The organism is Nonomuraea soli (assembly GCF_013761175.1).
GTDB classification, from domain to species: Bacteria; Actinomycetota; Actinomycetes; order Streptosporangiales; family Streptosporangiaceae; genus Nonomuraea; species Nonomuraea soli.
Genome location: NZ_JACDUR010000006.1, coordinates 807,414 through 820,489 on the forward strand (window position 1 = coordinate 807,414; position 13,076 = coordinate 820,489).

The 13,076-nt window shown below is 70.6% G+C and carries 11 protein-coding genes and 2 tRNA genes; 6 read left to right on the plus strand and 7 right to left on the minus strand.

Going from position 1 to position 13,076, the window contains the following annotated elements:
* Position 1: 1 nt before the first annotated feature.
* Positions 2-2,008 (plus strand): bifunctional aldolase/short-chain dehydrogenase, encoded by a 2,007-nt coding sequence (locus HNR30_RS31845; protein ID WP_181613732.1) that lies wholly within the window; start codon positions 2-4, stop codon positions 2,006-2,008.
* A gap of 12 nt (positions 2,009-2,020) precedes the next feature.
* Positions 2,021-3,175, plus strand: a complete 1,155-nt coding sequence (locus tag HNR30_RS31850) for a cytochrome P450 (RefSeq protein ID WP_181613733.1) — start codon at positions 2,021-2,023, stop codon at positions 3,173-3,175.
* On the opposite strand, the gene HNR30_RS31855 is transcribed toward HNR30_RS31850, so the two are convergent.
* Positions 3,165-5,510: a GcvT family protein gene (locus tag HNR30_RS31855; protein WP_181613734.1), complete on the minus strand. Its 2,346-nt coding sequence runs from the start codon at positions 5,508-5,510 to the stop codon at positions 3,165-3,167. The genes HNR30_RS31850 and HNR30_RS31855 overlap by 11 nt on opposite strands.
* A gap of 43 nt (positions 5,511-5,553) precedes the next feature.
* Between HNR30_RS31855 and HNR30_RS31860 the strand changes: the two genes are divergently transcribed.
* Positions 5,554-6,468: a carbohydrate kinase family protein gene (locus HNR30_RS31860; RefSeq protein WP_181613735.1), complete on the plus strand. Its 915-nt coding sequence runs from the start codon at positions 5,554-5,556 to the stop codon at positions 6,466-6,468.
* A 244-nt stretch (positions 6,469-6,712) separates the two neighbouring features.
* Here HNR30_RS31860 and HNR30_RS31865 read toward each other — a convergent pair whose 3' ends face one another.
* The 5 genes from HNR30_RS31865 to HNR30_RS31885 all read right to left on the minus strand — a co-directional run bounded on the left by HNR30_RS31865 (position 6,713) and on the right by HNR30_RS31885 (position 9,720).
* Positions 6,713-6,859, minus strand: coding sequence for a hypothetical protein (locus HNR30_RS31865; protein WP_181613736.1), 147 nt, complete (start codon positions 6,857-6,859; stop codon positions 6,713-6,715).
* A gap of 68 nt (positions 6,860-6,927) precedes the next feature.
* Positions 6,928-8,241, minus strand: a complete 1,314-nt coding sequence (locus HNR30_RS31870) for an MFS transporter (RefSeq protein ID WP_312894777.1) — start codon at positions 8,239-8,241, stop codon at positions 6,928-6,930.
* Positions 8,242-8,869: 628 nt separating this feature from the next.
* Positions 8,870-8,944: transfer RNA gene (locus HNR30_RS31875), tRNA-Val, on the minus strand.
* Between the two features lie 21 nt (positions 8,945-8,965).
* Positions 8,966-9,037: transfer RNA gene (locus HNR30_RS31880), tRNA-Gly, on the minus strand.
* 20 nt (positions 9,038-9,057) lie between these two features.
* Positions 9,058-9,720, minus strand: coding sequence for an ACT domain-containing protein (locus tag HNR30_RS31885; protein WP_181613738.1), 663 nt, complete (start codon positions 9,718-9,720; stop codon positions 9,058-9,060).
* 106 nt (positions 9,721-9,826) lie between these two features.
* Here HNR30_RS31885 and dusB point away from each other — a divergent pair, with 106 nt between their 5' ends.
* Complete coding sequence (dusB, locus tag HNR30_RS31890) at positions 9,827-11,068, plus strand: tRNA dihydrouridine synthase DusB (RefSeq protein ID WP_181613958.1); 1,242 nt, start codon at positions 9,827-9,829, stop codon at positions 11,066-11,068.
* 6 nt (positions 11,069-11,074) lie between these two features.
* Positions 11,075-11,860, plus strand: a complete 786-nt coding sequence (locus HNR30_RS31895; protein WP_181613739.1) for a phytanoyl-CoA dioxygenase family protein — start codon at positions 11,075-11,077, stop codon at positions 11,858-11,860.
* Between the two features lie 16 nt (positions 11,861-11,876).
* Here HNR30_RS31895 and HNR30_RS31900 read toward each other — a convergent pair whose 3' ends face one another.
* Entirely contained in the window at positions 11,877-12,368 is a 492-nt protein-coding gene (locus tag HNR30_RS31900; RefSeq protein WP_181613740.1) for a DUF2087 domain-containing protein, read from the minus strand.
* Positions 12,369-12,394: 26 nt separating this feature from the next.
* Between HNR30_RS31900 and HNR30_RS31905 the strand changes: the two genes are divergently transcribed.
* A complete protein-coding gene (locus HNR30_RS31905) occupies positions 12,395-12,982 on the plus strand; it encodes a hypothetical protein (RefSeq protein WP_181613741.1) in 588 nt (195 codons plus the stop codon).
* Positions 12,983-13,076: the final 94 nt, after the last annotated feature.

The window sequence follows — 13,076 nt, forward strand, 5'->3', positions numbered from 1 at the left end:
CATGAACCCCACTACGAACAGCAGTGTCGACCAGTTGCTCGACCGGTGTCACACGCTCGGCGCCGACCCGCGCAACACCAACTACGCGGGCGGCAACGCCTCCGCCAAGGGCGCCGACACCGACCCGGTGACCGGCTCCGAGATCGACGTGATGTGGGTCAAGGGCTCCGGCGGCGACCTGGGCACGCTGACCGAGCCCGGCCTGGCCGTCCTGCGGCTCGACCGGTTGCGCGCGCTGACCGACGTCTACCCGGGCGTCGAGCGCGAGGACGAGATGGTCGCCGCCTTCGACTTCTGCCTGCACGGCAAGGGCGGCGCCGCCCCCTCGATCGACACCGCCATGCACGGCCTGGTCGACGCGGTCCACGTCGACCATCTGCACCCCGACGCGGGCATCGCCATCGCCACCGCCGCCGACGGCGAGCGACTGACCGGCGAGATCTTCGGCGAGCGGGTGCTGTGGGTGCCGTGGCGCCGGCCAGGCTTCCAGCTCGGCCTCGACATCGCCGCCGTCAAGGCGGCCAACCCGCAGGCCATCGGCGTCATCCTCGGCGGCCACGGCATCACCGCCTGGGGCGACACCTCCGACGAGTGCCAGGCCAACAGCCTGGAGATCATCCGTACGGCGGAGCGGTACATCGCCGAGCACGGCCGCCCCGACCCCTTCGGGGCGCTCGTGCGCGAGCCCCTGCCGGCCGAGGAGCGCCTGGCCACGGCAGCCGAGCTGTTCCCGCTGGTCCGAGGCCTGGCCTCCACCGACCGCCCCCAGGTCGGCCACTACACAGACACACCCGAGGTGCTCGACTTCGTCTCCCGCGAGCGCCTGGCCGAGCTCGCCGCGCTGGGCACCTCCTGCCCCGACCACTTCCTGCGCACCAAGGTCGCCCCGCTCGTCCTGGACCCCTCCGGAGACGTCCAGGCGCAGTTCGCGGCCTACCGCGAGGAGTACGCGGCCTACTACCGGCGTCACGCCGTTGAAGGCTCACCCGCGATGCGCGGCGCAGACCCGGCGATCGTGCTGGTGCCCGGCGTCGGCATGTACTCCTTCGGCAAGGACAAGCAGACCGCACGTGTCGCCGGCGAGTTCTACGTCAACGCCATCAACGTGATGCGCGGCGCCGAGGCGATCTCCGCCTACGCGCCCATCGACGAGTCGGAGAAGTTCCGCATCGAGTACTGGGACCTGGAGGAGGCCAAGCTCCGGCGCATGCCCCCGCCCAAGCCGCTGGCCGCCCGCGTCGCCCTCGTGACCGGCGGCGGCAGCGGCATCGGCGCCGCCACCGCGCGCAGGCTCGCCGCCGAGGGTGCCTGCGTCGTCGTCGCCGACCGCGACCTCGGCTCGGCGGAGAAGGTCGCCGCCGAACTCGGCAACGCCGACGTGGCGCTGGCCGTCCAGGCCGACGTGACCAGCGAGGAGCAGATCGCCCATGCCGTACGGCAGGCGGTCCTGGCCTTCGGCGGGGTGGACCTGGTGGTCAACAACGCCGGGCTGTCGCTGTCGAGAAGCCTGCTGGAGACCAGCGTCGCCGACTGGGACCTGCAGCACGACGTCATGGCCCGCGGCTCCTTCCTGGTCGCCCGCGAGACCGCCAAGGTGATGATCGCCCAGGGCCTCGGCGGCGACATCGTCTACATCTCCTCCAAGAACGCCGTCTTCGCCGGACCGAACAACGTCGCCTACGGCGCGGCCAAGGCCGACCAGGCCCACCAGGTGCGCCTGCTGGCCGCCGAACTCGGCGCCCACGGCATCCGCGTCAACGGCGTCAACCCGGACGGCGTCGTGCGCGGCTCTGGCATCTTCGCCTCCGGCTGGGGCGCCAACCGGGCGGCCGTCTACGGAGTGGAGGAGGAGAAGCTGGGCGAGTACTACGCCCAGCGCACACTGCTCAAGCGTGAGGTACTGCCCGAGCACATCGCCCAGGCGGTGTTCCTGCTCACCCAGCTCAGCCACACCACGGGCCTGCACATCCCGGTCGACGCGGGGGTGGCGGCGGCATTCCTTCGATGATTTCTTGGGGGCATGACTCCACAGCTGCCGTTCCCGGCTGAGCATCCGCTGGAAGTCCCCCCGCTGTTACGCGCACTGGCCGCGCAGGGCCCCGTGCATCGCGTCCGCACCCGCGTCGGGCACGAGGCCCTGCTGGTCACCGGCTACGAGGAGGTCAAGAAGTACCTGTCGGACGAACGGCTGGGCCGCTCCCATCCCGATCCGGCGAACGCCGCGCGCACCGGCGAGTCGGCGCTGTTCGGCGGGCCCCGCGGCGGCTTCGAGACCGAACTCGAAGAACACGCCCGGATGCGCGAGCTGCTCCAGCCGCATTTCTCGCCCAAACGCATGCGGGCTTTCACCCCTCGCGTGGAGGCCCTCACCGACCAGCTGATCGACGCGATGACCTCGCCCGCCGACCTGTGCGAGGCGCTCGCCCTGCCGCTGCCGATCCTGGTGATCTGCGAGCTGCTGGGCGTGCCGTACGAGGACCGTCCGCAGTTTCGCGCGTGGAGCCAGCAGACCTCGGACGTCACCAACCGCGAGCTGTCGGAGCAGGGCCTGTTCGCCCTGTACGGCTACGGGCAGGAGCTGGTCCGGCGCAAGCGCAAGGAGCCGGGTGACGACTTCATCTCCCGCATGATCGACACGGTGTCCGACGACGAGATCGCCATGCTCTCCATGGCGATGCTGTTCGCCGGGCACGAGACCACGGTCGTCGCCATCGAGCTCGGGGCGCTCTTCCTGCTGGAGAACCGGTCGCAGTGGGAGTTGCTCGTCGAACGGCCGGAACTGATCCAGGGTGCGGTGGACGAGATGCTGCGCACGCCCGCCGACGCGATCGGCGTGATCCCGCGCTACGCCCGCACCGACCTGGACATCTGCGGGGCGGCCGTGAAAACCGGCGATCTGGTCGTGCTCGACACCTCGGCGGCCAACCACGACGCCCAGGCGTTCCCCGAGCCGGACCGCTTCGACATCACCCGGGACAACGCCCACCACATCACGTTCGGTCACGGGCTGCGCTACTGCATCGGCGCCCCGCTGGCCCGCATCGAGCTTCGGGTGGTCTTCGGCAAGCTCGTCGAACGCTGCCCGGGGCTGCGGCTGGCGATACCGGTGGAGCAGATCCAACGCCAGCCGGACAAGCTCACCAGCGGGGTCGACCGGCTGCCCGTCACCTTCTGATCTTCTCGTTCCCCGGGTCGTACGGCGGGCGCAGGTGCAGCCTCGCCTGCCGTACGTCACCGCCGGCGTTGACCTCGAACCGCCCCTCGGTCCCGTCGACGTACCCCAGCGCCACGCACGACCCGGTGGTCGCCGCCCACGCCGCCGAGGTGATCCGGCCCGCCGGCTCCCCGTCGCGCAGCACCAGCTCGCCGCCCCACAACATCACCTCGGGGTCGTCCACCACGAACGACACCAGCCGCCGCCTCCTGGTCGCCTTCTCCACCGCCTCGCGCCCCAGGTACGGCCCGTCCTTGCAGGTGAACGTCAGCCCCGCCTCGACCGGGTTGTCGTCGGGCCCGATGTCGGCGCCGAACGCCCGGTAGCCCTTCTCCAGCCGCAGCGAGTTGATCGCGTAGTAGCCGGCCCGCGTGGGGTTGTCCTCCAGGAGCAGCTCGTAGACGCCGACGGCGAACTCCACCGGCACGTACAGCTCCCAGCCCAGCTCGCCCACGTAGGTGATCCTGGTCGCCCGCACGGTGTACGGACCCAGGTCGATCTCCTGGCTGGTGCCGAACGGGAAGGCCGCGTGCGACAGGTCGACGCGGGTCAGCTTCTGCAGCAGCTCCCGGCTGCGCGGACCCATGACGCCGAAGACCGCGTACATGGCGGTCACGTCGACCACCGCGACCGAGCCAGGCAGGTGCCGCCGCAGATGGTCGAGGTCGCGGTAGACGCTGCCCGCGCTGGTCACCCACAGGTACTCGTCGGCGGCGAGCCTGGTCACGGTGACGTCGGCCTCGTAGCCGCCGCGCTCGTTGAGCACCCCCGTGTAGACCGTGCGCCCCGGCTGCACCGCCACGTCGTTGGTGCACACCCACTGCAGCCCGCGCTCGGCGTCGGCGCCCTTGACCAGGAGCTTGCCGAACGAGGTCTGGTCGAACAGCGCCACGTCCTCGCGGCAGGCCCGGTGCTCGGCGTCGGCGTACGGCTGCCAGTTCTGCCGGCCCCACGAGTACACGACCGGCTCGGGGCAGAAGACGTTGACCCGCTCCCAGCCCAGCTTCGACCCCCAGAACGCCCCCTCGTGCAGGTGGTGCACGGGCGAGCGGCGGAACGGCCTGGCCGTGGCCAGCTCGCGGTTGGGCCACGGGATCTCGTAGTGCAGCCCGAGCACCTCCGCCACCCGGGCGCGCAGCCACTGGTTGTTGCCGTTGAACGGGCCGAACCTCCGGATGTCGACGCCGCCCAGGTCCATCGTCGGCTCACCGGCGACGATCCACTCCGCCAGCGCCCTGCCCGCCCCGCCCGCGCTCGCGATGCCGACGGAGTTGAACCCGGCTCCGACGAAGAAGTTCCTCGCCCCCTCGCCGAGGATGAACTGGTTGTCGGGCGTGAAACTCTCCGGGCCGTTGTAGAACTTCTTGATCCCCGTCTCGTTGAGCACCGGCAGCCGGTGCAGGGCGCTGTTCATCAGCACCTCGAAGTGCTCCCAGTCCTCCTCCAGGAGCTGGAACTCGAAAGGGTACGGCAGGCTGTCGGGGGAGACCCACGGCTTGGCCTCCGGCTCGAACCCGCCCACCACCAGGCCCCCGACCTCCTCCTTGACGTAGGTGTAGCCGTCGGGGTCGCGCAGGATCGGATAGTCGGGCCGCACACCCTCGATCCGCTCCGTCACGACGTAGAAATGCTCGGCCGAGTGCAGCGGCACGTTCACCCCGGCCATCGCGCCCACCGCCTTGGCCCACTGGCCCGCGCAGTTGACGACGACCTCCGCCTCGATCGTGCCCTGGTCGGTGACCACCGTGTAGCCGGGCTCGATGCCGGTCACGCGGGTGCGCTCGAAGACCCGCGCGCCGCGCTGCCTGGCCCCCTTGGCCAGCGACTGGGTCAGGTCGGTCGGATTGACCGTGCCGTCGCCCGGCAGCCAGATCGCGCCCTGCAGGTCGTCGGTGCGCAGGATCGGATAGATCTCCCCGGCCTGCGCGGGCGTCAGCAGCTCGCACTCCAGGTCGAACGCGGCCGCCGTCGCGGCGGTGCGCTTCAGCTGGACCATGCGGTCCTTCGTGCGCGCCACGATCAGGCCGCCGCACGCCTTGTAGCCGGTGGCCAGGCCCGTCTCGGCCTCCAGGCGCTGGTAGAGCTCGGCGGAGTACTGCACCAGCCGGGTGCCGCTCTCGCTGGCCCGCAGCAGGCCCACCAGCCCGGCGGCGTGCCAGGTGGTGCCGGAGGAGAGCTTGCCCTGTTCGAGCAGGACCACGTCGGTCCAGCCCAGAGCGGTCAGGTGGTAGGCGACGCTGGTGCCGACGGCTCCACCGCCGATGATCACCACGTGGGCACGGCTGGGCAGGCTCATGCCGATCACGCTACAGTCTTCCCCCAGAGCCAAGGGAAGAGCGATGACCGCGACCGTGACCGTGATCGGCGAGGCCGTCGCCGATGCCTTCGCCACTCCCGGACCCGGCCGTCTCGATCTGCGCGTACGGCCCGGCGGCGGGCCCCTCAACACCGCCGTCGCACTGGCCAGGCTCGGCACCCCCACGCGCTACCTCGGCAGGCTCGCCGGGGGAGTGGCGGGCGACCTGCTGCGCGACCATCTCCTCGGCTCCGGCGTCGACCTGAGCCAGGTCGTGGAGGCCTCCGAGCAGGCCAGCCTGGCCATCGCCGCCCTCGACGCCTGCGGCAGCGCTTCGTACTCCTTCTACGTCGACGGCACCGCCGACTGGGCATGGACCGCCGACGAGCTCTCGGCGCGCGTGCCGTACGAAAGCCTCTGCCTGCACGGCGGCTCGCTGACGCTGGCGCTCGCCCCGCAGGTCGAGGAGCTGTTCACCCTGGCTCGCCCGCACGCCACGATCTCCGTCGACCCCAACGTGCGCCCGTCGATCGTGCCGGCGGCCCGGTACCTGGCCGCGCTGCCGCGATGGGCGGCCTTCGCCGACCTCATCAGGGTCAGCGAGGAGGACCTGGACCACCTCGGGCTGACGGCGCGGCAGGCATGCGAGCGATGGCACGAGCAGGGAGTGAGGCTCGTGGTGGTCACCCTCGGCGCGCGTGGGGCCAGGGCGTCGCTGGACGGCACGGAGATCGAGGTGCCCGCACCGGTCATCGACGTCGTCGACACCGTCGGCGCGGGCGACACGTTCACCGCCGGGCTGCTGCACGCGCTCGCCGCCTCCGGCGAGCTCGGCGGGCGACTCGACGGGCTCACCCCCGAGATCGTGAAGCGGGCGCTGGAGCTCGGGGTCAGAGCGGCGGCGCGGACCTGCGAGGTACCGGGAGCCGACCCGCCGTGGGCGGTCGGCCTGCGGTGACGCCTAGGGCGCGCTCCGACTCCTTCGAGAGCGGGTAGGGGCGCTCGTACGGCAGGCGGTCGGCTCGTACGGCAGGCGGGTGGCTCGTACGGCAGGCGGGCGGCGAGGTTCTCACCCTGGCGCAGAGCACGGTGGAGATCGGTGACGCGGTCCGTGACGTCGGTGATCGTCCCGATCCAGCCGCCGACATAACGCTCCACGGCCTCGCCCGACATCCCGCTCCCGTCCAGCTCAATCGCCCGCGCTATCGGGTGCTGTCCGGCCTCACGGAAACGACGACGGTCTGCGGTCCCTCCTCGCTTGCCCCGGCGGGCGCGGCCAGCGCCTGACCCGCCGCGACGGCCACCACGGCCGCCACGACGATGAGGAGGGCGCTGCGTAGCTTGCTCACTGATCTCCCTGTTGTCTCCCTGCTTGGTGACGTACCACCCAACCCTATGCGACCTGCAGGAATGCTCGTTACCGAACCGTGACTCTCGCTTCCTTCGTGATCACCCGCCGTGCCGCCAGCAGCAGGATCGCGCACACCGTCACCCCAACCGCCCCCACAGCCGCCTCCCGGGCGAGCGCACCACTCTCAAGCAGCGCGCCGCCCGGACCACTCGCACCACCGTCCAGAAGCGCCCCGCCCACCGCCGATCCGCCCGCGATCCCCGTACCGATCAGCGTCACCAGCCACGCGAAAGCCTCCGTCGTCGTCCCCGCCGGAGCCAGCTGCCCCACCAGCCCGAACGACACCGACAACAGCGGCGCGAAGAACACCCCGGTCGCCAGCGCGATCAAGCACATCCCCACGGCCCCCGGCACGAGCACGACCAGCCAGTACGTCGCCGCCATCCCCGCGGCCAGCACCCAGGCCTTCATCGCCGCCGACGCCTTCCACCGGATCACCCCGAAACTCACCGCTCCGATCAGCGCCCCCAGCGCCGACAACGCCAGCAGCAGCCCCGCCCCGCCGGGCAGCGGGCGCGCCTCGGCGTAGGCGACGGCGAACACGTTGAACGACCCGAGCGCCCACCCCGAACCCGCCAGCGCCACCAGAAGCACCACCAACGCCCGGCTACGCAGAGGCCCCAGCCAGTCGGCCGACCGCGCTCCGGCGCGCCACCGCCGCGAGGGTGACGCACTCGCCATCGCCAGCGACCCCACCAGCCCCAGCACGGCCGCCACCCACAACGCCGGCCGCCCCGCCCCGAACGCCGCCATCCCGCCCACCAGCAGCGGCCCCGCCACGAACACGATCTCCTGCGCCCCCGCATCCATCGCGTAGGCGGCGTCAAGCTCCCCCTCATCTACCAGCTCCGGCCACAGAGCCCTCAAACACGGCTCCAGCGGCGGCGTGGCAGCCCCCGCCAGCACCGCCCCGGCCACCGCCCAGAAGGCCACCCCGGGAGCCAGCGCCACCAACGCGAACCCCACCGCCGACACCACAGCGGCCACCACCAGCACCCCGGACTGCCCCACCCGATCGACCACCCGCCCCAGCAACGGCCCACCCACGGCCCCCGCCACGGCATACGCGCCCGTAGCCAGACCAACAAGCCGGTAATCCATCCCGGCCTCGCGCAGAACCAGGGCGATGGCGAGCGCGGCCATAGCGGTGGGGAGACGGCCGATGAGAGAGCTGGAGAGGAGGCGGGTGACGTGCGGGCGGCGAAGAAGAGTGAGGTAGGGCATGACCGTTCCAGGACTCGGGGATTCGAGAGAAACCTCGGGTGCTGACGGTTCTTTCCGCCCTGCTGGCCGCCCGCCGGCCTGCAGCCAAGGAATCATGGGTGGGGGCGTGGCGTCAAATGCGGTTGCGTGTGTGGGGCGAGCACGCTGCCCTGCGCCGGCGACGGCTTCAGCTGACGGCCAGCCCCGCAGCGCCTCCTGCCACTGTGCGCACCCTTGTCGCTGTCTCCAGGATTCTTGTGTTGGTGCCCATCTGAGCTGGAGCCGGGGGTTGGCGCCGCCTATGAGTCGGCTCGACAGGACTCAGCTGCGACACCCTCTGAAGGAGAGCGAGGGCGTCACGCGGAGAAGATTGATAAGCCCGCCAAGTAGCAGCTCTGCTTGGACGGCTGGTGACTGGGCGGTGAAGAGACTCGAGCTCGCCGACGCACCCATGAGCCCCAGGCGAACCAGACTCTGCGGGCCGAGAGCAATCAGACCTACAGACGAGAAGTCGAGCGCCGCCACGTTATTCGCCAAGTCACGGTGGCTGCATGTGTCCAGGGGCCAGTCACCACCCCTTTACTCCCGCGAGTTTGGAAGTGCGCAACCATGCGGGGTCCGGGGCGGCAGCCCCGGCTGGGGTTTGGGGGCTCGGCCCCCAATGAGGGGAGCCTGACTCACCAGGCGCGAAGCGCCAGTTCCCAGGAAGCCCATGCCTTTGAAAGGGGAGGGTGGGAGAAAAAGATGGTGGACGATACTGGGATTGAACCAGTGACCTCTTCCGTGTCAGGGAAGCGCTCTCCCGCTGAGCTAATCGTCCAAAATCTCCGAAGAGACTCCGAGCGGAAGACGGGATTCGAACCCGCGACCCTCACCTTGGCAAGGTGATGCTCTACCCCTGAGCCACTTCCGCGTGTCGCTGCAGGAAGTACTTTACCCGACTCCAGGGGTGCTTGCGTCCCCGCTGGAGGTCCGGCGTGAGATGGCGCGTTCGGTGCCCGGCAGGCTGAGGAAGATCTCGAGGATGCGCGTCAGGCGGTGCACTTCGATCCGGTGGAAGCAGGGGCCGTCGGCGCGGGCCAGGAGCAGGGTGAGGGCGAGGGGTGGGAGTGGGGCGGTGATGACGTGGAGGTCCGAGGTGAGGGTAGAGGCTGCGGGACGGGGTGGGGTTTCTGCGGGGAGGGGGATGTCGGTGGGGGCCCTCCAGCTGGCGTACACGGGGCGTTCGGGGGTGGTGACGGCGGCCCAGTCGGCGCTGAAGAGCACCGGCAGGGAGTCGACGAGCGTGGAGAGTCCGCGTTCGCCGGCTGTGGTGATGTATTTGAGGATTTCCAGCTCCGGATAGGTGCCGGGGGCCTCGCGGGTGGTCCAGACGCCTTCGACGTGTACGCCGGGGATGGTCTGGAGGCTCTTGGTGAGGGCCTCGCGTGACAGGCCGTCGGGGCAGAAGACGGTGAGGTCGTCGACGGCGCGGCCGGCGCCGCGGTCGAGGACGGTGAGCTGGGTGATGTCGGCACCCGACTGGCCCAGGACGTGGGTGACCTGCCCGAGCGATCCTGGCCGGTCGGGGAGGGAGAGTCGCAGACGGAGAAGCATCGGTTCCAGCGTAGCCGCGAATAACGCTCTGGGGCCGGGCTGCGCTACAACTGTGGGAGTGAAGATTGGGCCGATTGGGGTGTGGCCGCCGGTGGTGCTGGCGCCGATGGCGGGCATCACGAATGCGGCGTTCCGGGTGGTTTGTCGGGATGTCCAAGGCGACGAGCAAGGCACTGAGCAGGGGGATGTCCGCGGGGGCGTGCATGGCGATGCCCGCCGGGATGCGCGCGAGGGCGCCCGAGGGGGTGCCCACGGCGATGACCATGGGGACGTGCAACACGCTGCCGCGTCGCACCCCGGGTGGGGCGTTCCGGGCCCGAGGGTGCCTGGGGTGGTCGATGCCGCAGGGCTCTACGTCTGCGAGATGATCACCACCCGCGCCCTGGTGGAACGCAACGTCAAGACGATGCGCATGATCAGGTTCGCCCCCGGCGAATCACCCAGGAGCATCCAGCTCTACGGCGTAGACCCCGACACGGTCGGCCGCGCCGTGAAGATGATCGTCGACGAGGACCTGGCCGATCACATCGACCTGAACTTCGGCTGCCCGGTGCCCAAGGTCACCCGGCGCGGCGGCGGGTCCGCTCTGCCGTACAAGCGCAATCTGCTGCGCCGCATCCTGAGGAACGCGGTCGCGAACGCCGGGGCGCTGCCGGTGACGATCAAGATGCGCACCGGCATCGACGACGACCACCTGACCTACCTCGACGCGGGCCGGATCGCGCAGGAGGAGGGCGTGGCCGCGGTCGCGCTGCACGCCCGTACGGCCAGGCAGCACTACGGCGGCACCGCCGACTGGAGCCACATCGCCCGCCTGAAGGAGACAGTGACGCAGATCCCGGTGCTGGGCAACGGCGACATCTGGTGCGCCGACGACGCGATGCGCATGGTGGCGCAGACCGGCTGCGACGGCGTCGTGGTCGGGCGGGGCTGCCTGGGCCGCCCGTGGTTGTTCCGCGACCTGCGGAACGCCTTCAACGGCAGCGCCGAGCGGGCCAGGCCGGCGCTGGGCGAGGTGGCCGAGGTGATGATCCGCCACCTGGAGGCGCTGGTCGGCACGCTGGGCAGCGAGCGTTCGGCGGTGGTCGACTTCCGCAAGCACGTCGGCTGGTACCTGAAGGGCTTCACCGTCGGCGCCGAGCTGCGGCGGGAGCTGACGAGCGTGGAGTCGGTGGACGAGTTCCGCCGCGTCACGAACAATCTCGACCAGGGGCAGCCGTGGCCGCCCAACACCGACACCCCGCGGGGCAAGTCGGGCGAGCGCTCCAAGGTGCTGCTGCCCGAGGGCTGGCTCGACGACCCCGACGACGGTGTGGTGAGCGAGGAGTCCGACGTCTCTGGAGGGTGATCGCCGGTGGGGGAGCTCGACGACTTCCTGTTCGACCTGCGCGGCTACCTGATCCTGCGTGACGCGGTCGACGCGAGCCTGCTCGCCAGGCTCAACGCCGAGGTCGACGCCTTCCCCCGGCAGCTGGAGCGCGGCGGCTGGCACCGGGGCGCGCAGCGGCGCGACTACACGGGCGAGAGCGGCTACGAGCTGCACCAGGCCGTCGCGGCCGGGCCGCCGTTCGAGGAGCTGATCGACCACCCGAGCTGGTACGACCTGGTCAGGCACTACGCGGGCGAGGAGGGCAGCTACGTCGAGGGCGTCTTCGTCGACGAGACCATCGCCTCGGTGCGTCACAGCGGCGGCCGCCACGGCCTGCACTCCGGCGGGCACCGCTCGGCGCTGCGCACGGCGTACGGCTACAGCCACGGCGTCTTCCGCTGCGGCATGGTCAACATCCTGCTCGCCCTCACCGACATCGGCCCGGGTGACGGGCCGACCATCGTGGTGCCCGGCTCGCACAAGTCGAACCTGCCGCACCCGATGGCCGCCTCCAGCCACCCCGAGGATCTGCCGGGCGCCGAGCCGGTGCATCTGGGCAAGGGGGACGCGCTGCTGTTCACCGACGCCCTGCTGCATGGTGGCGCGACGAGGAACAATCCGGGGGAGCGCCGTGTCGTCATCTACCGGTACGGGCCGGTCTGGGGGTCGAGCAGGTACGGCTACGTCTATGACGAGGAGTGGCTGGCCGGGCTGACCGAGCGGCGCAGGCGCATCCTGCGTCCGCAACCCCCGGTCAGGCCGGGCACCTGAAACCGGGAGCCCGGAGCTACAGGTCGACCGGCCCGCCGCTGCGCCAGTACACGTTGTCCTCGCGCGAGAGCAGGTCCTCGTCGATCAGGTACCGCCGCAGGGCGGCGTAGTCGTCGTGGAAGGCCCGCAACGCCACGTTGACGTCCTTCTCGGGGTAACGCACGCCGGGCTCGAAGACCCGCACGATGTACTGCAGCACGATGCGCCGCTTGTCACGCTTCATCGGCATCTCGCGCAGCCGCCCGTCGCCCAGGAAGGTGCGCAGCACCTTCTCCTCGGGGCTGAGCTTGGGGGCGGGAGCCGCCGTGGCCTGCAGGATCTCGCGGAACCGCGTCGGCCGCGCCTGCCAGGCCCCGTCGTCCTGCCGTACGGCCAGGCCGCCGCGTTCGAGGCGTTGCAGCACCTCGTCGGGGGCGTCGCAGGAGCCGAGCACGAGGCCGGCGAAGGCGCGAAGGGTGTCGTCCTGGGCGAGCAACCCGATGGTCCGTCTGATTTCTTCGTCGTGCACCTGCCCATTTTGGCATCATGTGCCCGGTGAACCTGATCCTATTTTTCGCCGTCGCCGCTGGTCTGACCATCCCCAACGGTTTCCTGCTGTACGAGGGGCAGGCCGCCAAGAAGGACAACGACCCGGAGACCTCCTGGCAGGTCAGCGCCCGCAAGGGCGCCCTGTTCGCGGTCAACCCGTGCAACCGGGCGGGTCTGGCGCAGAAGGGGCGTGCGGCGGCCAAGACCGTCGTGTACACCGCGGTGCCCGACTTCTCCAAGACCGAGCAGGTGATCGTCTACTCGTCGGTCAAGGCGGCCGAGGGCGCGATGGGCGAGCTTCGTGCGGCGGTGCGCACGTGTGCCGTGCGCAAGGACTACGGCGCGGGCTCCTACCGGTTCGCGGCCTCGGCGCGGGCGCTGGGCGACGAGGCGCTGGCGGTGCGCGGGCAGTACTACCAGGGCAGCAAGGCGCGCATCGGCGGCGAGCGGGCGATCGTGGCGCGCAGGGCCAACGCGATCGTGATCTACACGCAGGGCGGGGAGTGGGGCAAGCCGTCCGGTGGTGACTACGCGCGACAGACCAAGGACGCTACTCGCATGCTCGGCAAGATCTGTGAGATCGCGGCCTGCTGACCGGCGATTGTCCCGATCTTGCGACATTCTCATGACGAGACTCCGACCATAGCCGGACAACACTGAAGAGACAGGCGTGTGCCGGGACGTCCTT

Bases quoted from the DNA above. Each gene is read 5' to 3' on its own strand.
- HNR30_RS31855 (WP_181613734.1), bottom strand. From the start codon at position 5,510: ATGAGCCTGCCCAGCCGTGCCCACGTGGTGATCATCGGCGGTGGAGCC.
- HNR30_RS31845 (WP_181613732.1), top strand. From the start codon at position 2: ATGAACCCCACTACGAACAGCAGTGTCGACCAGTTGCTCGACCGGTGT.
- HNR30_RS31850 (WP_181613733.1), top strand. From the start codon at position 2,021: ATGACTCCACAGCTGCCGTTCCCGGCTGAGCATCCGCTGGAAGTCCCC.
- HNR30_RS31860 (WP_181613735.1), top strand. From the start codon at position 5,554: ATGACCGCGACCGTGACCGTGATCGGCGAGGCCGTCGCCGATGCCTTC.
- dusB (WP_181613958.1), top strand. From the start codon at position 9,827: ATGGCGGGCATCACGAATGCGGCGTTCCGGGTGGTTTGTCGGGATGTC.
- HNR30_RS31870 (WP_312894777.1), bottom strand. From the start codon at position 8,241: ATGATTCCTTGGCTGCAGGCCGGCGGGCGGCCAGCAGGGCGGAAAGAA.
- HNR30_RS31885 (WP_181613738.1), bottom strand. From the start codon at position 9,720: ATGCTTCTCCGTCTGCGACTCTCCCTCCCCGACCGGCCAGGATCGCTC.